This is a genomic window from Nocardia sp. NPDC003345 (genome assembly GCF_053589395.1).
Genome location: NZ_JBSFRU010000056.1, coordinates 1 through 24,065, shown reverse-complemented (window position 1 = coordinate 24,065; position 24,065 = coordinate 1). Strand labels below are relative to the sequence as shown.

At 68.1% G+C, this 24,065-nt stretch carries 21 protein-coding genes, 1 tRNA gene and 2 pseudogenes; 12 read left to right on the top strand and 12 right to left on the bottom strand.

The window, feature by feature from the left end:
* Positions 1–877 (bottom strand): annotated as a pseudogene (locus ACWDU1_RS09635) (pyruvate dehydrogenase (acetyl-transferring), homodimeric type); the annotation flags it as partial.
* A 242-nt stretch (positions 878–1,119) separates the two neighbouring features.
* On the opposite strand from ACWDU1_RS09635, the gene ACWDU1_RS09630 reads away from it, so the two are divergent.
* From ACWDU1_RS09630 to ACWDU1_RS09615, 4 genes are all read left to right on the top strand, one after another.
* On the top strand, positions 1,120–1,674 hold the full coding sequence (locus ACWDU1_RS09630; protein WP_449997146.1) for a hypothetical protein: 555 nt from the start codon (positions 1,120–1,122) through the stop codon (positions 1,672–1,674).
* 129 nt (positions 1,675–1,803) lie between these two features.
* The gene (locus ACWDU1_RS09625) at positions 1,804–2,226 is read left to right on the top strand and encodes a DUF3052 domain-containing protein (RefSeq protein ID WP_449997144.1); all 423 of its coding nucleotides are present in this window, start codon (positions 1,804–1,806) and stop codon (positions 2,224–2,226) included.
* A gap of 65 nt (positions 2,227–2,291) precedes the next feature.
* Positions 2,292–2,756 (top strand): peroxiredoxin, encoded by a 465-nt coding sequence (locus ACWDU1_RS09620; RefSeq protein WP_357427166.1) that lies wholly within the window; start codon positions 2,292–2,294, stop codon positions 2,754–2,756.
* A 32-nt stretch (positions 2,757–2,788) separates the two neighbouring features.
* A tRNA-Val gene (locus ACWDU1_RS09615) sits at positions 2,789–2,863 on the top strand.
* A gap of 234 nt (positions 2,864–3,097) precedes the next feature.
* Here the strand turns inward: ACWDU1_RS09615 and ACWDU1_RS09610 are convergent.
* Entirely contained in the window at positions 3,098–3,400 is a 303-nt protein-coding gene (locus tag ACWDU1_RS09610) for a hypothetical protein (protein ID WP_449997141.1), read from the bottom strand.
* A 201-nt stretch (positions 3,401–3,601) separates the two neighbouring features.
* Here ACWDU1_RS09610 and ACWDU1_RS09605 point away from each other — a divergent pair, with 201 nt between their 5' ends.
* The 5 genes from ACWDU1_RS09605 to ACWDU1_RS09585 all read left to right on the top strand — a co-directional run bounded on the left by ACWDU1_RS09605 (position 3,602) and on the right by ACWDU1_RS09585 (position 6,832).
* Positions 3,602–3,898 carry a hypothetical protein gene (locus ACWDU1_RS09605; protein WP_449997139.1) on the top strand — a complete coding sequence of 99 codons (297 nt, stop codon included), beginning with the start codon at positions 3,602–3,604 and terminating at the stop codon, positions 3,896–3,898.
* Entirely contained in the window at positions 3,898–4,449 is a 552-nt protein-coding gene (locus ACWDU1_RS09600) for a DUF6879 family protein (RefSeq protein WP_449997137.1), read from the top strand. Before ACWDU1_RS09605 ends, ACWDU1_RS09600 begins: the two co-directional genes overlap by 1 nt.
* Positions 4,446–5,285 carry a helix-turn-helix domain-containing protein gene (locus ACWDU1_RS09595; RefSeq protein WP_449997135.1) on the top strand — a complete coding sequence of 280 codons (840 nt, stop codon included), beginning with the start codon at positions 4,446–4,448 and terminating at the stop codon, positions 5,283–5,285. Before ACWDU1_RS09600 ends, ACWDU1_RS09595 begins: the two co-directional genes overlap by 4 nt.
* 181 nt (positions 5,286–5,466) lie before the next feature.
* The gene (locus tag ACWDU1_RS09590; RefSeq protein WP_449997133.1) at positions 5,467–6,339 is read left to right on the top strand and encodes an SDR family NAD(P)-dependent oxidoreductase; all 873 of its coding nucleotides are present in this window, start codon (positions 5,467–5,469) and stop codon (positions 6,337–6,339) included.
* Positions 6,340–6,358: 19 nt separating this feature from the next.
* Positions 6,359–6,832: a MerR family transcriptional regulator gene (locus ACWDU1_RS09585; RefSeq protein WP_449997131.1), complete on the top strand. Its 474-nt coding sequence runs from the start codon at positions 6,359–6,361 to the stop codon at positions 6,830–6,832.
* Positions 6,833–7,105: 273 nt separating this feature from the next.
* Here ACWDU1_RS09585 and ACWDU1_RS09580 read toward each other — a convergent pair whose 3' ends face one another.
* From ACWDU1_RS09580 to ACWDU1_RS09570, 3 genes are all read right to left on the bottom strand, one after another.
* A complete protein-coding gene (locus ACWDU1_RS09580; RefSeq protein ID WP_449997148.1) occupies positions 7,106–10,357 on the bottom strand; it encodes an arabinosyltransferase domain-containing protein in 3,252 nt (1,083 codons plus the stop codon).
* A gap of 443 nt (positions 10,358–10,800) precedes the next feature.
* Entirely contained in the window at positions 10,801–11,367 is a 567-nt protein-coding gene (locus ACWDU1_RS09575; protein WP_449997129.1) for an RNA polymerase sigma factor, read from the bottom strand.
* Between the two features lie 249 nt (positions 11,368–11,616).
* Entirely contained in the window at positions 11,617–12,720 is a 1,104-nt protein-coding gene (locus ACWDU1_RS09570; RefSeq protein ID WP_449997127.1) for a diguanylate cyclase, read from the bottom strand.
* A gap of 307 nt (positions 12,721–13,027) precedes the next feature.
* Between ACWDU1_RS09570 and ACWDU1_RS09565 the strand changes: the two genes are divergently transcribed.
* Positions 13,028–13,903 (top strand): hypothetical protein, encoded by an 876-nt coding sequence (locus ACWDU1_RS09565; protein ID WP_449997125.1) that lies wholly within the window; start codon positions 13,028–13,030, stop codon positions 13,901–13,903.
* 69 nt (positions 13,904–13,972) lie between these two features.
* Here the strand turns inward: ACWDU1_RS09565 and ACWDU1_RS09560 are convergent, their stop codons facing one another.
* The 3 genes from ACWDU1_RS09560 to ACWDU1_RS09550 form a co-directional block, all read right to left on the bottom strand.
* Complete coding sequence (locus ACWDU1_RS09560; RefSeq protein ID WP_449997123.1) at positions 13,973–14,632, bottom strand: GAP family protein; 660 nt, start codon at positions 14,630–14,632, stop codon at positions 13,973–13,975.
* A 116-nt stretch (positions 14,633–14,748) separates the two neighbouring features.
* Positions 14,749–15,216: a nitroreductase/quinone reductase family protein gene (locus ACWDU1_RS09555; RefSeq protein ID WP_449997121.1), complete on the bottom strand. Its 468-nt coding sequence runs from the start codon at positions 15,214–15,216 to the stop codon at positions 14,749–14,751.
* A gap of 155 nt (positions 15,217–15,371) precedes the next feature.
* On the bottom strand, positions 15,372–18,182 hold the full coding sequence (locus tag ACWDU1_RS09550) for a P-loop NTPase fold protein (protein WP_449997119.1): 2,811 nt from the start codon (positions 18,180–18,182) through the stop codon (positions 15,372–15,374).
* Positions 18,183–18,450: 268 nt separating this feature from the next.
* On the opposite strand from ACWDU1_RS09550, the gene ACWDU1_RS09545 reads away from it, so the two are divergent.
* The gene (locus ACWDU1_RS09545) at positions 18,451–19,545 is read left to right on the top strand and encodes an AraC family transcriptional regulator (protein WP_449997117.1); all 1,095 of its coding nucleotides are present in this window, start codon (positions 18,451–18,453) and stop codon (positions 19,543–19,545) included.
* On the opposite strand, the gene ACWDU1_RS09540 is transcribed toward ACWDU1_RS09545, so the two are convergent.
* The 4 genes from ACWDU1_RS09540 to ACWDU1_RS09525 form a co-directional block, all read right to left on the bottom strand.
* Positions 19,538–20,071 carry a DUF3145 domain-containing protein gene (locus ACWDU1_RS09540; protein ID WP_449997115.1) on the bottom strand — a complete coding sequence of 178 codons (534 nt, stop codon included), beginning with the start codon at positions 20,069–20,071 and terminating at the stop codon, positions 19,538–19,540. The two genes, ACWDU1_RS09545 and ACWDU1_RS09540, sit on opposite strands and share 8 nt — an antisense overlap.
* A gap of 99 nt (positions 20,072–20,170) precedes the next feature.
* Positions 20,171–20,998: a serine hydrolase domain-containing protein gene (locus tag ACWDU1_RS09535; RefSeq protein WP_449997113.1), complete on the bottom strand. Its 828-nt coding sequence runs from the start codon at positions 20,996–20,998 to the stop codon at positions 20,171–20,173.
* A 116-nt stretch (positions 20,999–21,114) separates the two neighbouring features.
* Complete coding sequence (locus tag ACWDU1_RS09530) at positions 21,115–22,245, bottom strand: NDMA-dependent alcohol dehydrogenase (RefSeq protein ID WP_449997111.1); 1,131 nt, start codon at positions 22,243–22,245, stop codon at positions 21,115–21,117.
* A 304-nt stretch (positions 22,246–22,549) separates the two neighbouring features.
* A complete protein-coding gene (locus tag ACWDU1_RS09525; RefSeq protein WP_449997109.1) occupies positions 22,550–23,614 on the bottom strand; it encodes a phosphotransferase family protein in 1,065 nt (354 codons plus the stop codon).
* A gap of 79 nt (positions 23,615–23,693) precedes the next feature.
* On the opposite strand from ACWDU1_RS09525, the pseudogene ACWDU1_RS09520 reads away from it, so the two are divergent.
* Positions 23,694–24,065: pseudogene (locus tag ACWDU1_RS09520) on the top strand (aminodeoxychorismate synthase component I); the annotation flags it as partial.

The following is a 24,065-nucleotide window of genomic DNA, read 5'->3' as shown; positions in this document are numbered from 1 at the left end:
GGCGCTGCAGGTTGCAGTTCACCACGAAGGTCAGGTTGTCCAGGCCCTCCATGGCCGCCACATGCGCGAGACCCCGCGATTCGGGTTCGTCCATCTCGCCGTCGCCGAGGAACGCCCACACATGCTGGTCGGAGGTGTCCTTGATCCCGCGATCGTGCAGGTAGTGGTTGAAACGCGCCTGGTAGATGGCGTTCATCGGGCCCAGGCCCATCGACACCGTCGGGAATTCCCAGAAATCGCTCAGCAGCCGCGGATGCGGATACGACGGCAGGCCCTTGCCGAGACCGCCGTGGCTGTACTCCTGGCGGAATCCGTCGAGCTGGTCGGTGCCGAGCCGGCCCTCGAGGAAGGCGCGGGCGTAGATACCCGGCGAGGCGTGACCCTGGATGAAGATCGAATCGCCGCCGCCGGAATGGTCCTTACCGCGGAAGAAATGGTTGAACCCGACCTCGTAGAGCGCCGCCGAGGACGCGTAGGTCGAGATATGGCCGCCGACACCGATACCCGGACGCTGCGCGCGGTGCACCATGATGGCCGCGTTCCAGCGGATCCAGGCCCGGAAGCGCCGCTCGGTCTCCTCGTCGCCGGGGAACCAGGGCTCGTTCTCGGTGGGAATGGTGTTGACGTAGTCGGTGGAGGTCAGCGAAGGGATGGAGACCCGGCGCTCACCGGCGCGTTCCAGCATCCGGAGCATCAGGTAACGGGCCCGGCCGGGCCCCTCGCGCTCGAGCATCTCGTCGAACGACTCGAGCCATTCGCTGGTTTCCTCCGGGTCGATATCCGGTAGGTATGAGGCCACTCCTTCGCGAATCACGCGGACTCGGCCACCGGGCGGCACGCCGTTGGCGTCGCGAGGGGTGGGAGCGGAACCCGGCACAGCGGATTCCGCCGGGACGCCAGAGTGGATCAGATCGGTCAAAACTGCTCCTCGTACAGGGGGTGGTCGAGCTGATGGCTGCGGTAACCCCGAGTGGCCCGCTGGTGTGCGGATCACCCGTGACGAACATTGCGGGCACGCCCGCGTCCTCGCGTGGCGCGTCCCACATCATCATGTCAGCCGCCGATCCAGTACCGTGCGACAGGCAGGTCTCAGGGTTGAACCGAGGAGTCTGGAGGACGATGAGAGGGCTGGACCCGCGCCGGGCCGGGCTGGTGTGCGCTGCCGCGGCACTGGTCACCGGGGCGACCGTGGCGGGCTGCGCGACCCAGATCCAGGGTGTCGCGACTCCGAACACCGCCGAGGCGAGCGCCTACCGGGACGCCGCGTCGTCCTCGTCCGCCGCCGCGACCTCCTCCCGGATCGCCGCCGCCCGCAACAAGGCCATCTCCGACAACTGCACCCTGTTCCCCGGCACCACCGGTACCGGAGTGAGCAAATACAACGAGTTCGTGGACGCGCACGACAACAACGCGCCCGACTACGACGCCAAACGTGATGCCGCGGTGACCGCGCTGGACAATGCCGCCAACACGGTCGAGGGCGGCGTGAACACCGCCGGCGCCGATCTGCCCGAGGAACTGAAGACCAAGTTCGTCGACTACGTCACCGCCGCGCGCGCCCTCTCCCAGGCCACCCGTGAGATGACCTACACCTCCCCCGTCGGTCCGCTCAACGATGCGAGCAAGCGCGTGAACGACTCGCGCAACGCGGTACGCGATGCCTGCCCCGCCTGACCCGGATCGCCCGTCACCAGGGGTTTCCCGCGACATCAGAAATTCGATCTACCCGATCGGCTTGCGTTAGGGCCGATAACCATGTTCGCTTGCAGATATCTGTAGTCGGGAGTTGAGGAGGACGCCACCGTGGTCGCCGCGGCGGAGGATCAGAATTTCGCTCAGAAGCTTGGCATCACCCACGGCATGGTCGTCCAGGAGCTGGGCTGGGACGAGGACACCAACGACGACCTCCGGGCCGACGTCGAGGAAACTGCCGGCAGTGAATTGCTGGACGAGGAATCCGATGAGGTCATCGATGTCGTACTGCTGTGGTGGCGGGACGGCGACGGTGACCTGGTCGACGAGCTGATGGAGGCCATCGGCCCCCTGTCGGAGGACGGTTTCATCTGGGTGCTCACCCCGAAGACCGGCAACGACGGGCACGTCGATCCCAGTGAGATCGCCGAGGCCGCACCGACCGCGGGGCTCACCCAGACCTCGGCGATCAAACTCGGCGAATGGTCGGCCAGCCGGCTCGTCCAGCCGAAGGCGCCCACGAAACAGCGCTGAGCCGCCCATCGCTTTACCGCGTGCCCGGCCCACCGGATGCGCGGCCCGAGATTTGGAGGTCCCCCATGCCCCTCGAGGTCGGCACCCAGGCGCCGGAGTTCACCCTCAAGGATCAGAACAACCAGGAGGTCTCGCTGTCGGACTACCGCGGCGAGAAGAACGTCCTGATCGTGTTCTACCCGCTCGCTTTCACCGGCATCTGCCAGGGTGAACTGTGCAAGGTCCGCGACGAGCTCCCGCGCTTCCAGAACGACAACACCGAAATCCTCGCGATCTCGGTGGGCCCGCCGCCCACCCATAAGATCTGGGCGGCCGAACAGGGCTACACCTTCCCGCTGCTGTCGGATTTCTGGCCGCACGGCGCGGTCGCGCAAACCTACGGCGTCTTCAACGACACCACCGGTTTCGCCAACCGCGGCACCTTCGTGGTGGACCGGGAGGGAATCATCCGTTTCGCCGAGATGAACGGTCCCGGAGAGGCCCGTGACCAGGCGGCTTGGGAGAAAGCGCTCGCCGCGCTAGATTCATAGACCGTTCCCCCGGACAGGCCGTCCGGGGGCCCGGGCGTATAGCTCAGCGGTAGAGCTCTGGTTTTACACACCAGCGGTCGGGGGTTCGAACCCCTCTGCGCCCACCATTTCGAAGCCGAGGTCAGGGGCGCTATTTCTGATCATTCGGACCGATTACGAGATCGGCGAACAGAGCCGCGCGCCATCAGGTACGTTCGCACCGGCCGACACCGACGACTCCACCCGGACGAGGCCTGAGCGCGGTGAGGCGGAAGGATCCGGCGGGATGCGCGCCGGTCAGAAGATCGCGCCGACGATCACCGCCAGCGGCAGTCCGATCACGACGATCCACCCGAGGGTGATCACCGCGCCGCCCCGCCCGCGTGCCAGCGGGCGAAGGACAGCCGGGGCAACACCGTCTCCACATCGGCAACGCCCATCACCCAATTCAGTTCCAACGGGCTGAGGTGATCTGGAGCGGGCACGATCACCGCCTCCACTCCGGCGGCGCGTGCCTGGTCGGCAACAGGCAACCGCGAGCGCTCATCCGGCCACACCAGCCGATAACCGAGACGGCGCGCCAACTTACGCACCTGCGCGGCATCCCACTCCGGCGCGGCGCTGGTCTCGAAGTCGATCCATCCAAATGCGGTCGGCCGCATCATTGCCCCTCGGTCGTCCTTCTGATGGCTTGCACCGGCCGCCGGGGAGCACACACCCGACGGCCGGGCATAAACGAATCCTGGGCGGGCACTGCCCGGACCCGATACCACTTTGCATATTTTTGCGCTCTACCTTGTAGGTAGAGGGGTGTACAGCGACTATTGCGAGGGATATTCGCCTCGATTGCAAAGGATGGCCTCACGATGCACTCCCACCTCACACTGCGCCTGCTCGGCTCCGGCTCCAAGAGCGGCACCTGCCCGGCGGTATATGCCGCCGAGACCGGCGAGCTGGTCGTACAGGGCGATATCACCCAGAGAACCGGGACCGTGCTGGTGCCTCATGCGCTGCTCGACTGGCTGGAGCCGGGCAGGACGCTGTCCGTGGAGGCCACCGAAGTCCCCGGAAAGCTCCTGGTCAGCGGTGAGCAGGTCACCGCCCCCGAAGTCCTCGCACAGCTCCGTCTCGCCGACCATGAGACGGCCGTGGTGGTGCGCTGATGCTCCACGTCGTCGGTGACGAAGTATTCGAGCCGCTCTTCCGGGCGGCTCGAAGGTATGCCTTCCACCTGGAGGTGCAGGACTCCTACGGCGTGGCCGATGAAGTCGAAGCGCTGCGGCGCTGGGAGGCCGGAGAGACCTACGAACCGGACGAACAGCCGGAGTCGTGGAAGGCGTGGGACAACCTGGTGATCGAGACGGCCGAGCGCGGCGTCTCCTTGGAACGGCTACGCGTGGTCACGGTCCCGCACTCGACCTACACCCGGTGGTTGCTCAGCGAGACGGACGGCAACATAGAGGTCGGCGAGGTCGTACGGTGGCTGCCGCGCCACCTCGCCGACCCGGCCGAGGTGCCCGGCGATGATTTCTGGTTGTTCGATGACGAGACGCTGGCGTTCACGACGTTCGCCGAGACGGGAGAGTTCATGGGCCTGTCCATCACCACCGATCCGGGCATCGTCGGCCTGTGCGTGCAAGCACGGGCGACTCTGTGGCCGAGGGGAATCGACCACGCCCGCTACGCCGACAGCGAGTACGCGCACGCGCCGTGAAAGCTGTCGATGACGCACGGGCCGCGCTCGGCGCACGCCTACGGGAGCTGCGCCGAGCCGCCCACCTGTCCGGCGTCGATCTCGCCGCTCGGTGCGGCTGGCACTCCAGCAAGATCAGCCGCATCGAGCGCGGGAAACAAGCGCCGTCCGAAGCCGACCTCGCCGACTGGTGCGCAGCCTGCGACAGCATGGCCGTCCTGGACGACCTGGTCGCAAGTCTGCGCAACCTGCGCGCGATGTACCTGGAATGGCAGCGCACCCTGGCCGCCGGGCACGCGCACCGCCAGCGCCAGTCCATCAAGGTCGAAGGCGAGACCCGGCTCATCCGCTGGTACGACCCCGACACCATGCCCGGCCTGTTGCAGACCGAGGGCTACGCCCGCGCGATCCTGCGCGTCTGCATCTCCATGATCGGCGGCCGTGACGACCTGGACGAGGCCGTAGCCATGCGGATGGCCCGCAAGAACGTCCTTCAACGCGCGGGGCATCGCTTCCACATCCTGATCGGCGAGGCCGCCCTGTATCCGACTGTCGGCGACAACGTGGTGATGGTCGCGCAGCTCGAACACCTCCTCGGCGAAATGGAACGGCCCAACCTCCGGCTCGGAGTGATCCCGCTGGACATCGAGTACCGCGCCCCCGCGACGAACTTCGTCATCTACGACCGCGCTCAGGTGCTCACCGAGACCGTCAGCGCCGAGCTGACCATGACCCGGCCGTCCGAGATCGCTTTGCACGAGAAGACCTTCGCCGTGCTCGCCGACCAGGCCGCCTACAACGACGCCGCCCGAACGCTCATAACGCGAGCGCTGGAGCGGCGTAGCGGACCTGGATAACGGTCCTGCTATTCAGTTTCCGGCGGAGGACAGGGCTGCTCCTCATACTGGTCAGCGAAGGAAAGGGCGTGCACCGCGCCGAGATCGTCGCGCAGTGGATCGAGCGGGCCGGCCGCTCGTCGCCTGCCGAGCCTGAGCGCGGCTTGCTTTCGAGCGCGCTCGAAGCTTTAGCGTCAGGGCCGTGACCACGACGAACGATACGAAGACATGGATCATCACGGGCGCGAGTTCGGGCCTCGGCCTGGCGCTCGCCGAGGCGGCACTCGCGGCCGGCGAGCATGTGATCGGGACCGCGCGACGGGCCGACCGGTTCGGCGGGCTCGAGGCGCGGTACGGGGATCGGCTCCTCACCATCGAGCACGATGTGCGCGACACGGCGGGAGCGGCCACGGTCGTACAGCGCGCGCTGGAGGTGTTCGGGCGCGTCGACGTGCTCGTCAACAATGCCGGTGCCGGACAGGTCGGTGCCGCCGAAGAGATCACGGATGCCGCGCTGCGGGCCATGCTCGAGCAGCACCTGTTCGGACCGGCCGCCTATGTGCGTGCCGTGCTGCCCCACCTGCGGGAGCGTCGCTCGGGTGCGATCGTGCAGATGAGCAGTCAGGGCGGGCGGATGTCGTTCCCCGCCGTCGGCAGCTACTCAGCAGGCAAGTTCGCACTCGAGGGCTGGTCGGAGGCGCTCGCGGGCGAGGTCGCACCGTTCGGCATCCGCGTCCTCATCGTCGAACCCAGTCGCTTCCGTACCGCGTTCAACGCCGCCGATGTGCTCAACACAGCGCAGCAGAGCGCGATCTACGACGAGGCCATCGGTGCCGTGCGCGCGAACATGGCCGAGGCCGACGGCATCCAGGAGGGCGACCCGGCACGCGCCGCCCGGGTGATCCGCGACATGCTCGGCACCCCCGGTGCGCCGCTGCGGCTCCCGCTCGGCGCCGAGGCGGTTCGCAATCTCACCCGCGTCTACCGTGGTGCGCTCGACGACGTCGAGAAATGGGCGTCTGTGAGTGAGTCGGCAGATTTCCCGGGCACGCCGCCCGCGGTGCGCGCGTTCTGATCGCCGTACGCTGTGGGCCATGGCCACCGAAGCGCTGATCGAACGCATCCTCGCTGCCAGCGACGGGCCATCCTCGTCGGCGATCGATGCGCTGCACGAGCTGCTCGACGACGCCACGATCGAGGCCTCGACGGTACCCAAGAGTGTCGCCGAGGCCGCCCGGCTTGTCGGGCTGTCGACGCACACCCTCCGGTATTACGAGCAGGAGGGACTCGTGCGGCCCGCTCGCAACGCCTCCGGGTACCGCGAGTACTCCGCGTTCGACCTGCGCCGCCTCGTCTTTCTCACCCGGATGCGCCTGTCCGGCATGACCATGACCGACCTCAAGCGCTACATCCTGCTCGTCGAGCAGGGCCCGAGCACCATCCCGGAACGCCGCCGCATCATGCTCGACCAGCGAGACCGAATCACACGGCAGATCCGTGAGCTCGGCCTGGCGCTGGAGACCACCGAGTACAAAATCCGCGTCTACGACGGACACCCGGAAGGCTGACGCCCACCCTCTGTCCAACGGGCTGATGTGAGCGTGTTTCATAGGTGATCACCGATGAAACAGCGGTCCACCGTTTACATCGGAACCGGCAATTTACCCGAGCGGTAGGGGGGCGAACCCCTCTGGCACCCACGACGAGGAGTGCCCCGCAGTCGAACCGAGAATTCTCGGTTGTCCTGCCTCACGAGGCTTTCGCGCGGTTGGGCCACGCGCACCGAACAACAGTCCTCCCCGACCGGCGTCCGGCTGGGGCCGAACACCAGGGACACGTTGTCAGAAGGCGGTGGTGATGGGGCCCGGTGTCCAGGTTCCGGAACGCTGCGATCGGTCGAAGGTTATGTGGGCCGGATTGGTGGTCGGGTCCAGGAAGGTGTAGCGCTCGAGGGAGCCCCAGTCGCGGTGCCAGTCGTGGTCGAGGTAGGTGGGCAGGGTCTCGGCGGCGAGGAGGAGCCCGGTCCAGCCCAGTGGACCGCCGCCGTCGTGGCCTTGCCACAGGTTGGTGATGGTGGCACCGCTGCGGTCGGGCAGAATCCGGTATTCGGGCGGGGTAGCGACGCCGCCGCGGGTGGGCATGAGTTGCTGGCAGGGGAAATGCAGTCCGACTTCCCAGTCGAGCAGCACTGGAGTCCGGTTTCCGAGCACGGCGTTGAGAGTGCGTGTCTCGGGCACCCGGGGCGGGGTGAGGGCCAGCCACTGGTCGGGCGCCAAGTCCTTGTCCGTGGCGACGATCCGGACCACATCGGCCTCGCCGGGGAGCCGGTCGAGAGGCACCCGCAGGTTGCGCCACGACGGCGCCGGTCCGATATCGATGGGTTCGACCGAACCGAGCGCCGTCACGGTGCCTTCGGCCCCGCTTCGCCCGGCTTCGACGACGAGATCCTGGCCGGGAGTGACGATGCCGTCCTCATCGGTGGATCGGATCCGGCCGGCGACGGCGATGGCGATGATCCGGGCCTCGCCGGTGCCGGTGGCCGGGGGCAGCCGGTACCAGCCACTGATCAACTCCGCGGGCGCCTGCTCACCGTGCTGATAGCTGCCGAGTACGGGGGTGACGGCGGGATCGAGCCCGAACGGCAGCGGAACATCGCTGCCGTTGACCCCGGTCCCGCGCGGCGTGCCGGTCTCGGAGCCGGCGGGAACAGCCGTGCGGTCGGTATCGGTGGAGTCGTTGGGATCGTCGACCGAGTTCGCCAGCCCCGTGGTCGACTCGACCTCGTCGGAGGTGAGGTCACCGGAGACACCGTTGGCGGTGAACCCGGTCGCGGTGGTGGCGGCCAACGCGGTGGCGATATCGCCGGCCGCGGGAGTGAGCATGGACGTGTTCGGATCGGTCTCGACCAGGACCTCGTCGGCCAGGCCGCATCCGTCATCGAGGGCCGCCAGGTTCGCGGCCGCGATCGAGTAGGAGCCCTGCTGGGCGAGCGCCGCTTTGGTCATCGACAGCAACTGGAAGAGCACCATCGCCGTAGCGACCGGCAGCAACACCGGGACCCGGGTCACCCGGACAGTGCGCGAGCGTGGCCGCGGTGCGGTCGGGCGGAGGTGGAACCAGGCCGCCGACACCAGACACACCACCGCGGCCCCGGCCGCGACAGTGGACAGACCCTTACCGGCGATCTCCGGTGGGATATCCGCCCACGGCACACCCCACGACGAGGCGTACCAGTATCCATTGGCGCCGACGAACGACATCGACAGCAAGAAGAACACCGCCGCGGCGAACAGAGCACGGTTACGCGGTGATCGCAGCACCGCCGGGCCGGCCGCTACGGCGGTGAGCGCGGCGATCGCCCCGGCCAGTCCGGCATAGACACCGAAGTGGTGTGTCCACTTGGTGGGAGTGAACATCATCAGGATCATCGCCCCGACCGCGACACCGACGAGACGCTGCGAGGGGCCCGCCGCGGTTCCGGGGATTCGGCCGCCGCGGCGCAGCATCGCCACCATGCACACCACCAGCCCCGCCACCAGGACGAACACTCCGAACCGGCGGGTCAACCAGCCGTCGGCGTTGATCTGCAGCAGCCACTGATAGCGCAGGTACTCGAAGAACCACGGTTCTCCCGGCCCGATCAGGCTGTGCACATGGGTCATCTCCCGCACCCCTGCCACGGTTTGATCGGCGAACACCGCGGTGAGCACGACCAGCCCGGCGGCCGCCAACGGCGCCAGCAGCGGCAGGTAACCGGTATCGCGAGCCCGGTCGGTGATGATCACGACGAGGCGGCGCGCGCCCGCGATGAGCACCGCGAAGCAGATCACCCCGGAGGGGCCGACGGTCAGGGTGAGCGCTGCCAGGATCAGCGCGACCGCCGCGGGGAAAACCCGCCGGGTCGCGAGGGCCCGCTCCATCGAGCACCACGTCAGCAGAACCCCGAGGGCCACGATCGGTTCGGGGCGCAGCCCGTTGTTGAACGGCATCCAGAAGGCCAGAAAGACGGCGGCGCCGGTCCATACCGCGACCGGGCTGTTCTTCACGGCCGCTCCGAGCCGGGGGATCACTTCCCGGCTGATCACCCACCAGGTCAGCAACCCGGCCAGCAGCGCGGGCAGCCGTACCCACGGGCTGACCGCCGAGACCTTGGCCATCGCGGCGAGCAGGTCGTAATACGGTGTGCCGAAAGGCGCCTCGGGCACACCGAACCACCGGAAGTAGTTCGCCATGTATCCCGAACTGTCCGAGGCCCGGGCCATACCGAGCTGATAGCCGTCATCGGAGGTGTTGTTGCCGATGAAATGCCACACCCCCATCGTCGCGACCACCACCGCGTCCACCGGCCGCCACCGCCACCAACGTGCGGGCAGCACCCGCCCCATCCGGCCGCGCCGTGGTCCGTCGAGCCGATACAGCAGCACCAGCGCGGCCAGCGTCGCCGCCGGACACATCACCATCACCGCCAGCTTCACCGGCGACGGTGACGACGAGAACCGGGAATCCACGAGCACGTCGGCCCGCATCCCCGGCACCGGCGCACCTGCCAGATCCGTGAACAGACCCACCACCTGCGGACGCAGGTCTCCGTCGTGGCGTTCACTCTTGTCCACCGGCCCACCACTGCTGGAAACCGTCGCGCCCGCACGGTCCACCCGTAGCGACAATGTGCACGCCCGGCCACGCACTTGTTCCAACGGCGCCGACCACAGCAGGGTGCCCCGGGAGACGACATCGACCCGTCCCGGACGATCCGCCGTATCGGCAACCGCCTTGATCACCAGCCCGTAGCGTTCCGCCTCCGGGGACTGCCGGGGAACCGTCGAGACCACCACACCACCGGTCCCGGCCACGGTGTCCACTGCCGCGCAGGGGATCTCGGCCGACACCTCGTCCGCGGCATAGGACACCAGTGGCGCGGCCACCGACGACACGGTCGCCCCCTGTGGCCACGACACCCGTGCCTGCTCCTGCTCCACCGGGAGGAACGGAATCGAGACCGCGGCCAGGACAGCGACCACCGCCGCCACAACGGCCCACACCCCGACACGTCGACCGGCCACTATCCCGGCCCGCTGATCCCCCTGTGGCATCGAGCCCGGAACAGAAACCCGCACACGATCTTTGCTGACGGTCACGACCAAGGATGCTAACTGTGACCCGGTCGACCGACGACCTTCACACCGGAGCTATATGCCTGTGTGGAGAGATCGAGTGGGCCGGACCCGCCGCGGTCCAGGCGCCCGGCCAACTCATCGACGATGCTTCCTCGGTTCAGTTGCCGGAGCCTGCGACGGTCAGTGCGCACCGGTCATCCGCGCAGGAGCGCCGCAGCCGACCTCTCGTAATGGTTTGTATCAATCCGATCGCCCAGCACGTCGGGCATCCGCGCAGAGCGACGAGCCCGACGGGCAACAACAGCAGGCCGACCGGCCCGATGATCGGGACCAGCATCACCGAACCTGCCAGCGCACCGAAACCCATCGCGCCCCGCACCAGATGCTCGGGCAGGGACGCGCTCGCGAAGCCCGATCCATCAGGTCTTGTTCTGGTCATCATTTCCTCCGGGAGCCGGGTCGTCGAGTGTTTGCCGGACCATCGCGCGGGCCCGGTGCAGCCGCGATTTCATCGCCGCCGTACCGAGCCCGAGCGCGTCCGCGGTCATCCGCCCGCTGTAGCCCTGGATATCGCGCATGATCAGCACGCGGCGATGGTCCGGAGGCAGCGCCGCGACCGCGGCCGCCACCCGGCCCGCTTCCAGCCGCCGCAACGCCTCGTCCTCGGCCGAGGCCGCCGGGGCGCCGTCCGGCAACGGTGTGTGGTCCCGCAATCTCAGCCGCGCACGGCGCAGGCATTCGTTGCGCACTATGCGGAACATCCACGACGCCAGGGCACCGGATGCCCGCAGGATCCCGATCTTGCGATACAGGATGATCAATGCTTCCTGCGCCACGTCCTCGGCGTCCTCCGGAGTGGCGCACAGGGACCGGGCGAAGCGCTGAATGTTGGGATGGGAGCCCGACACCAATGCGGTGATCGCATCGACATCACCACCGCGCGCGGCGTCGATCAACTGCGGACCGGGCCAGGTCGAGTCAGCCACGCCCACCTCTTTTGCGTTTCACGACGACCATGCATGTGCAGAGCAGCACCAGGCCGATGGCGACAGACAATCCGATACCCACACTCACGACAACCTCCTGTTCGGGTCCCGGCATCTACCGGGACCCGTATAAGAGGCACGAGCGGGGCCGAAGGATTCATACCGTCCGAAATTCCTCCGTCTTCGCGGCGAACCATCGGCCGACGATCGGAGAATCGGCGGCCGCGCGCCCGAAGCAGCCGTGGCCCGCTATCCGGGGACCGGATGCCTGTCGTCCTGTGGTGGAGTGAGGTCGTCGACCACCACGAGGTTTCCGCCCGCCTCCTTGGCCCGGTACATCGCGGCGTCCGCGCACTGCAGGAGCCGGCCGGGAGTCGGGCGCGGCGAACTCGGGCGGACCGTCGCGTCGTAGACCGCCACACCGACACTGGCGGTGACCTCCACCGTGGTCTCGGGTGGTTCGGCCACCGCGCGGCGCAGGCGTTCGGCCTCGGCGCGCGCGGTGGCCGCCGCGATGGGCGCGGCCACCACGAACTCCTCCCCACCGGTCCGCGCCACCACCGCCGACTCACCGGCGGCGTCGTGCAGTCGTCGCGCCGTGCGCACCAGGACGGTGTCGCCGACGCGGTGGCCCCAGGTGTCGTTGACGTTCTTGAAGCGGTCGAGGTCGAAGGTCATCACACAGATCGCCGGATGGCGTTCCACCAGTCGCGGCAACCGGATCTCCAGGCCCCGGCGGTTCAGCAGTTCGGTCAGCGGATCCGATAGTGATTCGGTACGCAGCAGCCAGTAGACGAGCTGCAACGCGGGCAGCGCGCTGACCACCGAGACGAACAGCAACAGCGCCACCGCGACACCCATCCGGACGTCGCCGCCGCCGGTGATGATCCGTACCGAGAACACGATCACCGACAGCAGCGCCCACACCGAATGGGCGGCCAGCACCCGGGCGCTGTGGAAGAAACCGATATAGCTGCCGGTGACGACGAGCAGCACCGCGCCCATCGCCGCGAACAGCCGATCCGGCAGCTGCAGGAATTCGACGGTCACCAGGACGTCGGCGCATCCGATCAGCACCAGTGATTCGTTCTTGCTCGGCCAAGGCAGGAGCCACCAGCGCAGCGCCCACAGGGTCCCGGACAGCACTCCGACCGTCGAGGCGATACCGGGGTCACCGGGCGGACCCACGGGCGTGCCCGCGATCACGGCGCCGAACACCGCGATAACGGCGCCGGCCACGCCGATCAGTGCCCGTAGCGGCCCCAGTGCCGATCGGGCCGCCAAGGTGCGCACCAGCCAGCTGTAGTCGACCGAATCGTTCCACCAGGCCCGGAGCGTCTTGCCGTCATTCATCGACTCACCCTTGGTCCCGACCGCGTTACCTGCCTCGCTCGTCGACGCATGAGACCCCGGGGAATCCCACCCGCTCATTGGAGCAGTCCAGTCCAAACGTATTCATACCCGACCGGCAAGCCTGTGGTCCACCCCACCCACCACGCGTCCATGCAATTTCCGCAGGTCGGCTCCGCGGCACAATGCGGCCATGAGGCATCCTCCCTCTACGCTGTTCGTGGCCGGATAGCGACAGCGACACGCCGTTCGCTTCGCACACGCCGTGCGCGATAGCCCTGTCCTACGGATCCGTCTCTAAGTTGGCCGCATGGTCGGAGCCCAACATGAGGCAATGCACCGGATCTTCCAGAACGATCCCGGCGTCTTCGCACGTGCCATTCACGAGTTGAACCTTCCGTTCGGCGATCCCGTGTCCGTCGAACTACTTCCGACCGATGTCACCGAGATCGAACCTCTCGAACGCCGGATAGACACGCTCCTCCGCATCACCACCGCGGAGGAGGCCTTCCTGCTCGTCGTCGAAGCGCAACGCGGCAAGGACGCCGGAAAGCTTGCGTCGTGGCCTTACTACCTGGCCTATCTGCACAACAGATACGACGAGGTTCCACACCTGCTGGTGATCTGCCAAGACGAGTCGATAGCCCGATGGGCGGATAAGCCGATCACCGCCGCGTCGAACGGCCGGATAAGCTTCGCGGTGTATCCGCTGGTTCTGGGTCCGCACAATGTTCCGGTTATTTCCGACCAGTCCCAGGCGGCCGCCGATGTGCCGCTGGCGGCTCTGTCCGCGATCACCCATGTGAACGACCCCTGTATCGGTGACATACTGAAAGCCCTGGCCGGTGCACTGCAGAGCATCGACGAAAGCGACGCGGAAGTTTTCGCCCTGCTCACCGAAGCCGGCCTCGGGAGCAGCCCGGCCGGAGAAACCTGGAGGCATCTCATGACGCTGAACTCGTCCATGATCCGCACCGTCACGACGGAACGCATCCGCGATGAAGGTCGGGATCAGGGTCGCGCGGAAGAGGCGGCGGGCAGCATTCTCCGGGTGCTCGAGCGCCGGGGGATCGTCGTCACCGATACTCAGGCGGCTCGCATCCGGTCGTGCACCGACCTGGAAGTTCTCCGGCATTGGCTGGACCTCGCCACCACTGCCGAATCCGTGGACGAGATTCTCACCTGAATCCGGTCGGCGACCGAGCCCGCTGGTTCGGCCGGGCACGCTCCGGCGGCTGCCGGTCGCCCCGGCCCCTCAGAGTCCGCCGATCCCCTTCCCGAGGACGACTACGCCCATCAGCAGCAGCACGATCGCCAGCACCAGGTGGTTGTTCTCCTGCAACCAGTCGCGCAGGCGGCCCAGGGGGACTCGCAACCGGTCGGCGGCCACCATGTAGCCGAGGATCACCGCCAGTACGGTGGAGGCCGAGAGCAGTGTGAAGACCACGACGGCGACGACCTGACCGCCTCCGCTGATGCTGCCGGCACCTATTACGACGCCGGCCGACAGGCACAGGAGCAGGTTCTTCGGGTTCACCGCCGACAGCAGCACCCCCAGGCCGAACGCCCGCTCCACGGTGAGTTCGTCGACCGCCCGCATCCACGCCGGGACCTCGGTGTCGTCGCGGTGCCACCACTGCACCGCGGCCAGGGCCAGCAGCAGGACGCCGAGCACGATCTTCGCCCAGGCCCCGGCCCCGGACGGCTCCCGGTAGGGCGAACCGCCCAGCGGCCCGGCCAGCAGGGTGACGATCGCCGTCGCCAGCGCGATCCCGGCGACCCAGCCGCCCGCGAATCCGAGACCGGCGCCGCGCGCCCGGGCCGACAGGATCATCAGGATCGCCGCCACGATCGGGATCGGCGAGATCGCCACGCCGACCGCGATCGGCAACAGATCACCCAGGACACTGCCCATGTTCAGGAAGGTAGAGCAGAGCGGCCACCGCCCGCCCGGACAGCGCGGCAGCGCTCCTGTGTCGTTGCCCCATCGTGACCGCTACGTCTTCCGGCCGCAGGTCCGGCCGGGATCGGTCAGTGCCTCGGCTCCAGCACCACCACGGCGGTCTCGGTGGAGCGCAGTGCGGCATGGGCGTCGAGATCCGCCATCCGCTCACCCCACCGCTCCCACAGCCGGGCCCGTTCCGGGCCCTCCGCGATCCGGGCGTGTACCGCGCGATCGCCGCTCTTCAGTTCGACCGTCGCCTCCGGCCGCTCCCGGAGATTGAGCCACCACGCCGGTTCGCCGTCGGACCAGCCGTTCATCGCGAGGGTGACGAGGTTCGGGCCGTCCTCGAAGTAGCCGAGCAGGACGCTGCGGTTGCGCCCGCTACGGCGCCCGGTGGTGGTGAGCCGCATGGTTCCCCAGTGAGTGGCGTCCTTCGGAGTCCACAATCCGAACCGCCCGAAGGTCACCCGGTACAGCGCGCGGTGAATGTGCCAGGCCGAGACGACGAACCAGCGGGGTGGGATCTTCGCGATGCGGTCGGATTCGCTGGGCACCGTAGGCCTTCCGCCGGACCCGGGCCTGTGATCGCCCGAGACTTGTGGCCACGATTCTCCCATCGATTCGGGATCGGCGGGGCGCAGCCGAACCCGTTACCACCCGAGGGCGCCCCACCACCTCGATCGACCCTTTCTGTCGTCGAAGGCCCGGTTCAGCCGGACGCGGGAAGGGCGTAGGAGAAGCACCGGACCCGAGGTAGCCACAGCAGCAGATCGGTGAGGTCGGTCAGGGTTGTCGCCTCGCATACTCGCGCGAGGCCGCGGTGCAGACGCTGCCACTCGGCCAGATCGCCGCGAGGTATCGGGCCCAGGACCCGGTTCGCCCAGGCGTCACCGGCCGCGTGGGGTTCCAGATCCGCGAGGAAATCACGGAGTGGAGTGCCGGGGTCACGGTGGGTGAGACCGCCCGATATTTCCCGCGTCTGCTCCGGCACCGTGTCCAGCACGGCACCCAGCATCCGCGAGTTCGCGGTGAGCAATCCGAGCAGCACGATCACCGCCTGGTACTCCCCCGGTGCCCCGTCGGAGCCGAGAAAACGGGACGCGTCCGACAGATCCCGGGTGGCCCGCACCATGCGATACAGATTGAGGAGCCGCTTCGCTTCGCGCGGAGCCCCGATCAGCCCGTCCAGCGAGCCCAGGAGCGTGAGCTCCGCGTCGCTCATCGGCCGGGGCACCGGCCGGAGGACGGCGGGTACCCGCTGCAGATCGACTTCGGAGCCGGGTTCCGCGGTGATCGACTCCGTCTCGGCGGACCGGATCACGCCCGCGGCCGGCGTCGGGTCCACCGGGCCGGATCCGTCGCCGGGCACCGGCCCGGAATCGAGCGCTGCCGGCAGGGCGGGGACCGCGCGAGCGGGCTCGTCCGAGCCGGGCTCCGGATCGCCCGGCCGGACCAGTGCGCGAAGGAGACCTGCCAGTCCGCTGGGCGACATCGCGGGCAGCACCAGCGGAATATTGATGATCTTCTCCAGATAGTCCTCGGGAGTGTGGCCGAACCCATCCGGTTCCTCGGTATCCGACAGCAGGAGATCGGCGTAGCTGGTACGCAGCGAGCGCAGCAGCCACCGCGGATCCACCCCGACCACCACGACGAACAGTTCGAAGGCCAGCATCAGGTGCACGGCCTGCAGCACATCGACGACATGCGCCGGAGGACACCGGTCCAGATCATCGATATACAGCACGATCCGATCCACGGGCCGCCGGGACCGATCCCATTGCTGATCGTCGGCACGCCATTCGGCCATCAGCTCGACCAGCTGCTCGAAATCCTTGCGCACGGTGGAGATGAGACCGAGACTGCCGGAATAGGTGTCGCTGCGCGCGCGTTCGGCGACGAAATCGTGCAGCCGCCGCCCGGGCGCCAGCCGGGCGAGTTGTCTGCCGAGTTCACCGATATGGGCGATGACCTCGTCCAACTGCGCCTGCGCCACACTCTGTTCGGCCTCGGCGATACGGAGGCGGTCCAGCGTATCCGACATCTGTTCCGATACCGCCGCGTCGGCGGCATCGAGCATGCCGGTGTGCAGGTCCTGGGCCAGTTCCCGCAGCGCCCGCACCCCGGAGCGTGCCCGCACCAGCCAGGTGGTCCCCGTCGCGGCCAGTAATCCGAACAGGCCCACCAGCGCGGTCAGCCATTCGCGCACAGCGGGAGCGACGGCGGCGAGCAGGACCCCCAACAGCAGCACCACCGCCGCGACGCCCAGCGCGACCCGGCCGCGATGATCCGCGGGTACCCGCCGCAGCGCCTCGGCCTCGTCGATGGTCCCGTGCATTTCGTCGGCGAGCATCCGGGCCTGCGCCGCCTCGTCCTCGACCCCCAGCCGGCGCCAGAGATCGTCGATCCGGTCGCGGAACCGGCCGGAGTTACGCAGGGCCGTGAGCAGATCCGCGGCATTGCGTTCCCGGTCGGCGGCCGCGCGTTCGATCTCGGCCCGGAGCGCGGCCGCGGTGTCACCGGCCTCACGGGTAGCGCTTTCCAGTTGCCCGCGCCGATCGACCCGCTGGGCGAGTTCTCGCCGGATCCGGTCGGCGCGTTCGCGCCCACCGGGGCCGGATCCAGCGAGCTGAGCGAAGATTTCGTCTCCGAGACTGGCCCACAGGTTGCTGTCGGTGTAATGCCAGGCGTTGAAGCCGATCTGCACGATCTCGGTGCAGTAACGAGCCTCCGATCCGGCGAGTTCGCCGATCCGGTCCCGCAGCATCGCCATGAAATAGCTCTTGCCCGACCCCCACGCGCCGAAGATGCCCACCGACAGTGGCAGCGGCGTCTCGCGGTCCGCGATGACGGTGGCCAGCATCGACACATACGGTGCCACGCCCAGCTGGTCACGGGTCACCGGGATACCGACCGTCGGGTCGACCAGATCGCTGGAGAGGCCACCGGCCAGTTCCCCCACCACGGTCGGCCGCGCGCGGGCGAACTCCGCGGCCACGGCCTCCGCCTCGTCCACCCGGCGGCAGAAGAAGACGAGGGACTCCAGCTGATCCTGGGCTTCGTCGAGCGCGGATTCGAGCGCCGCTCCGACGACAGCGGGTACTACCTCGGAGAGCGGTTCGCCGAGGACACCGGTGGTGAACAAGGGCAGACCCAGTGCCCGGGTCCCGCCCTCGGCGGCGAGCCGGATCGCCTGCCGGACGGCGGATCGCAAGACATCGGGTGCCGGGCTGTCGCCGCCGATCCGACGTGGGTTGACCAGCAGCGCCCGCTCCGGCCGCGCCGGGGAGAGCGCGAAGAACCGGGGATGGTCCGCATCGATCAGTTCGTAGGTGATCAGGTTCCAGGCCGCGTCCGGGTACTGGTCGCGCAGGGCATGGCCGAGTAACCCGAGCCCCGAGCCGACCGATACGGCGATCGTGTCGATATCCAGCTCCCAGGGCCGCTCGGTCGTCGCCACCGCGAACCTCGTCGCACCGACCGTGCCGAGATCTGTCACCACCGCATCCGCGGATGTCGTCATTACGAGCTCCCCCTGCGCGCCGGTATCCGCGCGACCACTGTCCGGCCGGCGCCGGCTATGAGACCGGACCGCGCACAGCCTAACTCGCTCCGATTCCGGGCTCCCCCCTCTGGAGCCCGGAATCGGCGGACCCGCCCGCATCGAAGTGTCGGAGCGCCGGTCGTCCGGTTCCCGGCCGGGGACAGTCATTAGAGCGCACCCGGTCCTACGACCGGGAGGGCGCGAGAAACTATTCTGGGGGTGAAACCGGACGGATCTGGAGGTACACGTGGATCCTCGCCTCACCGAGGCCGTCATCCCGCCGTTGGTATTGCTCGGTGTGGCCGATCTCGGCGAGCGCCAGGGTTTCGCGGTCGAGACCTGGCTGTCCGGAACCGGTCTGGGCAGAGACCGTTTGGACTCACCGGATACGAGGGTGTCCTTCACTCAGGCAGCCACATTCTTGAAGCGCGCGCTGCGCGAACTGCCCGGACCGGTCGGCATCCAGGTGGGAAGCCGTGATGCCCTGCAGTCCTACGGCGTACTCGGCCTGGCGGTCCGGTCGTCGGCGACGGTGGCCGATGCGGTGCGGCTGGGTATGGAACTGCATCAGGCCTCCGGCAGTATGACCGACGCGGAGGCGGAGTTCGTGGGCGGCGAATTCGCGCTGCGGCTCTACGAACGGGCACCAGAGCCCGAACTGCTCCAGTTCCTGTGCGAGGAATCGTTTTTCAGCACATTGCTGCTGTTCCGATCGTTCTGCGGGCACGAGGTCCGGCCGACGCTGGTCGAATTCACCTACCCCGAACCACCACATTCCGGCGCCTACCGGCGATTCTTCGGCTCTCCCCTCCGGTTCGGCGCCGACGCCAACCGGATGAGTTTCTCGGCGGACCTGCTGGCGAGCCCGATCGCCACCTACAACCCGATGAGCCTGGAGATCGCCGTCCAGGCCTGCCGAGAACTGGTGGCTCCGGACAATCCCCCGCCCGATCTCGTCGGCACCGTGGAGGCGCTGCTCGCCGACACCGTGCGCCGCCCCCTGACCATGGCGGAGATCGCCGAGCGCCTGTACCTGACCGAACGCGGACTACGGCGGCGGCTGGCCGGCTCGGGCCATACGTTCAGCGAGATCCGCGACCGCGTTCGCGCCCGCCGGGCGCGGTTCCTGCTGGTCGATTCCGGGTTACGGATCGCCGATATCGCCGCGGAGGTCGGTTTCTCCGACCCGCGCGAGTTCCGGCGGGCCTTCCGGCGCTGGACCGGCGAGGCACCGGCGGAACTGCGCCGCCGTCACCGTGGACAGGGGCCCGGAACCGACCCGGTCGCCACCGCCGCCGATTCCGCGCCCGGGAGATCGCCGGACGAGGCCCGCGTCAGCTGACGTCGCGGCGCAACCAGGTGATCTCCGCGCCCTCACTGCCGGTGCGGTAGATCTCGAGGTCCTCGTCCCAGGCGGTTCCGAGTGCCCGGTCGATTTCGGCGGGCAGGTCGTAGACGGCGTGGCGGCCGAGTTCGAGGCCGGCCCGCAGCATGGCACGCAGGCGCATCTCACCCACCATCACGTCGCCGTTGGCGCTGGTGGAGCCGTGCCAGAGGCCGAGCGAGGGAACGAAACTGTAGCGTTCGCCGTCCACCCCCTCGCTGGGGTCCTCGGTGACCTCGAAGCGCAGCACCGGCCAGGATCGCAGCGATTGCGCGAGACGGGAGGCGGTGCCGACCGGGCCGACCCAGTCGGTGGTGGCTCTCAGTTGTCCGGGAGCGGCGGGCTGGGCGGTCCAGCGGAGGCTGGCGGGTGCGCCGAGAGCGGCCGCGAGTGCCCATTCGATATGCGGGCACAGCGCGGTAGGCGACGAGTGTATGAAGACCACACCCGCCGTCGCCTCCCCGTATCGACTCGATGCGCGCACCACGTACACCTCCGGTTTCGACGATGCTCGTCTTCCCCAACGATCCGTCGACAAGGCGTTGCCCGAGTGTACTCGAGTGCCCGGTGTTGCACGTGTTACTTATCGGCCCGTGTTGCGCGCGAGCCTGGTCTCCTCGATCACCGAATCGCTGAACGGGGGCCATACTTCGCGCGACCAGTCGCCGAAATTCTCGTCGCTCAGGGCGACACACGCCAGGTCGAGCACCGGATCCACCCAGAGGAAAGTGCCCGACTGCCCGAAATGACCGTATGTCCGTGGCGAGTTCGCCGACCCGGTCCAATGCGGTGCCTTGCCGTCGCGGATCTCGAACCCCAGTCCCCAGTCGTTGGGCCGCTGCGAACCGAAACCGGGCAGCACCCCGTTGACGCCGGGGAATTGCACGGTGGTCGCGTCGGCATGGGTCCGGGACGAGATCAGCCGGGGCGCGAGCAGTTCGGCGGCGAAGGACAACAGGTCGGCGAGGGTGGAAGACGCGCCGTGACCGGCCGATCCGGTGAGTTCGGAATCGGTCATGCCGAGCGGCTCGAAAACGGCCTCGCGCAGATACCGCGGGAAAGGGATACCGGTGTTCGCGGCGACGAAATCGGCCAGGATCTCGAAGCCGGCGCTGGAGTAGATACGGCGGGCGCCGGGTTCGGCGAGGATATCGGCGGTATCGAAGGCAACCCCGGAGGTGTGGGCCAGCAGATGCCGGACGGTCGAACCGGGCGGTCCGGCGGGCTGGTCGAGTTCGATCGCGCCCTCTTCCACCGCCACCAGCACCGCGTAGGCGGCAAGGGGTTTGGTCACCGAGGCGAGGCGGAAGGCCCGGCCGGCATCACCGGTCGATTGCCGCCCCTCGCGGGTGACGACACCCGCGGCGGCGTGCCGTACCGGCCATTGTTCGATCTGCTCGAATGCGCGCACACCCCCGACACTACGAGACAGCCCCGACCCCGCGGCAGCCGCCCGAATCACGCCGACGCGCAGACGTCCGGCGGATGGCCCCGGCATCGCGGGGCACATCCACCCGGAGACCGGCGTCAGCGATCCGCGTCGGTGTACTTGATGATGCCGCGGATGTTCTTACCGTCCAGCATGTCCTTGTATCCCTGGTTCACATCCTCCAGCGAGTAGCTGCGGGTGACCATATCGTCCAGGTTCAGCTGACCTGCCTTGTACAGCGAGAGCAGCCGCGGGATGTCCTGCCGGGCATTGCCGCCGCCGAAGATGCAGCCCTTGACGGTTTTCTGCAGCATCGAGAGCAGGAAGGTGTTCATCCGCACGTCGAAGGCGTCCATCCGGCCCATCGAGGTGACGACCAGGGTGCCGGCCTTGGCCGTGAGAATCAGCCCCTCCTCGATGTACTCGCCCTCCATCTCGCCCATGGTGAGGATGACCTTGTCGGCCATCCGGCCCTCGGTGGCCTCCATCAGCGGCATGATCGCGTCGGTCATGCTGGCGTAGGTGTGGGTGGCGCCGAACTTCTTCGCCTGTTCGAGCTTCCACGGGTTCGGGTCGATGGCGACGACCTTCTGCGCCCCGGCCAGCACCGCGCCCTGCAACGCGCTCATCCCGACACCGCCGATCCCGACGATGGCCGCCGTATCGCCGGGCATCACGTTGGCGACATGGGTGGAGGAGCCGAAACCGGTGGGCACACCGCAGCCGACGAGGCAGGCGACCTCGAACGGGATCTCGGGGTCGATCTTGACCACCGAGCTGTAGTGCACGGTCATATACGGCGAGAAGGTCCCCAGCAGGCACATCGGGATGACGTCCTTACCGCGGGCCTGGATGCGATAGCTGCCGTCGCTCACGGACTGGCCCGACAGCAGGCCCATTCCGAGGTCGCACAGCGCCATATTTCCCGATACGCACGCCGGACAGCGGCCGCAGGCAGGAATGAACGACAGCACCACGTGATCACCGACGGCCAGGTCGGGCGGGGTGTTGGGGCCGAGTTTGGTGATGACGCCCGCGCCTTCATGGCCGCCCATGGCCGGGAAGGACGGCATCGGGGTGGCGCCGGTGACCATGTGATGGTCCGAATGGCACATACCCGCGGTTTCCAGCTGGATCTGCACCTCACCGGCGCGCGGGTCGCCGAGTTCGATTTCCTCCACGGACCACGGTTCGTCGATCCCCCACAGGATCGCGCCCTTCGTCTTCATTCGTGTCCGACCTCTCGCATGCGCGGGCTTTCATGTGACAGCCTCCACAGTACGACATCAACTGGAACACGTTCTAGTAGATCGCGGAAGATTCCCCGGCCGAACTGGTCGAGCGACCATACGGCAATGGCCGACGCCGGATCCACCGCCACCGGCCACTGCCGGAACCACTCCCGAATCGCCCACTTCCACCATGGATACCGGCGATACGGTTCGCACGGGGGTTACTCCCGCCGACCACCCTCGGGCCACTCCCGAGTCCGGAACCCGTTACCCCAACGTCACTCAGGAGTGAAACCTGTTCTCACTCCATGAGGCCGCGTGCCCGCGCGAAGAGTTCGAGCGTGTTCGCATGCAGGAAATCGCCGACCTGCTTCGGCGCCTTCCCCGCGAACGCCCGGGCGTAGGTGCCCTCGAGCACGATGCCGAGTTTGAAACACGCCAGCACGGTGTACCAGGTGACCGCGCCCAGGTCGCGCTCGGAGAACTTGCCGTAGTGCTCGATCATCTCCGCGCTCGACGGCAGCCCGCCGGCCTCGCCGAGTTTGCCGATGAGCGCGGCGCCGGAGGTCCCGGGCTCCGGCCGGGTCGCGATCTGCCAGCCGAGATCGAGCAACGGGTCGCCGATGGTGGACATCTCCCAATCGACCAGCGCCGCGACCTCGGGCTGCTCGTAGGAGAACATGATGTTGGCGAGATGACAGTCGCCGTGCAGGATGCCGGGCGTCCATTCGGCGGGCCGATGCCGTTCCAGCCAGTCCGCCACGTCGGTCAGGCCGGGGATCTCCGGGCCCGGGTAGTTCTCGTTGGCCGAGTACGAGTCGAGTTCGTGCATCCAGCGGCCGACCTGACGCTCCAGGAACCCCTCCGGCTTGCCGTAGTCGGACAGGCCCAGCGCCCGGTAGTCGAGTGCCCCCAGCCGGGCGATCGCCTCCACCGCCGAGAGGCCCATCTGCCGCCTGGCCTCGGGATCGTCGGCGAACCGCTGCGGCAGCTCGGTCTGCGGGTTGTAACCGTCGATCGGCTCCATCAGGTAGAACACCGCGCCCAGGACCGACTCGTCGAGTTCGGCGGCGATCACCCGGGGGGCGCGGACATCGGTGCCCGACAGCGCGCCCAGCAGGCGGGCCTCGCGCCGGATGACCTCGTTGCTCTTCGGGCGCAGATGCGCCGGGCCGCGGCGCAGGACGTAGTCCCGGCCGCCCCGGGTGAAGCGCAGCATGATGTTCTGCGTCCCCCCACCGAGAGCCGTCACATCCCGGAACTCACCACCGGCGAGCCCCCGCTCGTCCATCCAGTTCCCGACCACGGTGAAGTCGACGTGCTCACGATCCACGCCTACCGGCTGCGCAACAGACATGCCTGACATTGTGCCCCACCCGCCCGGCCGAACTGCGGGCAACCGACAACAGTTCGGGGCCCGGGCCGGGCGTAGGGTTCTGACCACGATGTCCTTCTCTCTCACGCTCCAGCATCGGATGCTCGGCCGCGCCGTCGACACCGAGGCGGCCTTCCTCCGGCTCCACGGCGCGTCGGCCACCGCGTTCTGGCTGGACAGCGCGCATGTCGAACCGGGGCTCGATCGGTTCTCTTTCCTGGGCGACGCCACAGGACCGCTGGCGGAAGTGGTGCGCTACCGGGTGGGCAGCGGGAACGTCACCGTGACCGGCGCGGACGGGCGGACCCGTTCGGTGCCCGGCACCGTCCTGGACTACCTGGACGAGCAGTTGCGGGCGCGCAGCCTGCCCCCGGCCACGGATCTGCCCTTCGATTTCACCGGCGGTTATGTCGGATACCTCGGATACGAGGCCAAAGCCGAC

What these genes read in the sequence shown, in the direction of transcription:
- ACWDU1_RS09630 (WP_449997146.1), top strand. Translation starts at nt 1,120, where the DNA reads ATGAGAGGGCTGGACCCGCGCCGGGCCGGGCTGGTGTGCGCTGCCGCG.
- ACWDU1_RS09620 (WP_357427166.1), top strand. Translation starts at nt 2,292, where the DNA reads ATGCCCCTCGAGGTCGGCACCCAGGCGCCGGAGTTCACCCTCAAGGAT.
- ACWDU1_RS09610 (WP_449997141.1), bottom strand. Translation starts at nt 3,400, where the DNA reads ATGATGCGGCCGACCGCATTTGGATGGATCGACTTCGAGACCAGCGCC.
- ACWDU1_RS09605 (WP_449997139.1), top strand. Translation starts at nt 3,602, where the DNA reads ATGCACTCCCACCTCACACTGCGCCTGCTCGGCTCCGGCTCCAAGAGC.
- ACWDU1_RS09600 (WP_449997137.1), top strand. Translation starts at nt 3,898, where the DNA reads ATGCTCCACGTCGTCGGTGACGAAGTATTCGAGCCGCTCTTCCGGGCG.
- ACWDU1_RS09585 (WP_449997131.1), top strand. Translation starts at nt 6,359, where the DNA reads ATGGCCACCGAAGCGCTGATCGAACGCATCCTCGCTGCCAGCGACGGG.
- ACWDU1_RS09580 (WP_449997148.1), bottom strand. Translation starts at nt 10,357, where the DNA reads ATGCCACAGGGGGATCAGCGGGCCGGGATAGTGGCCGGTCGACGTGTC.
- ACWDU1_RS09570 (WP_449997127.1), bottom strand. Translation starts at nt 12,720, where the DNA reads ATGAATGACGGCAAGACGCTCCGGGCCTGGTGGAACGATTCGGTCGAC.
- ACWDU1_RS09565 (WP_449997125.1), top strand. Translation starts at nt 13,028, where the DNA reads ATGGTCGGAGCCCAACATGAGGCAATGCACCGGATCTTCCAGAACGAT.
- ACWDU1_RS09560 (WP_449997123.1), bottom strand. Translation starts at nt 14,632, where the DNA reads ATGGGCAGTGTCCTGGGTGATCTGTTGCCGATCGCGGTCGGCGTGGCG.
- ACWDU1_RS09550 (WP_449997119.1), bottom strand. Translation starts at nt 18,182, where the DNA reads ATGACGACATCCGCGGATGCGGTGGTGACAGATCTCGGCACGGTCGGT.
- ACWDU1_RS09530 (WP_449997111.1), bottom strand. Translation starts at nt 22,245, where the DNA reads ATGAAGACGAAGGGCGCGATCCTGTGGGGGATCGACGAACCGTGGTCC.
- ACWDU1_RS09525 (WP_449997109.1), bottom strand. Translation starts at nt 23,614, where the DNA reads ATGTCAGGCATGTCTGTTGCGCAGCCGGTAGGCGTGGATCGTGAGCAC.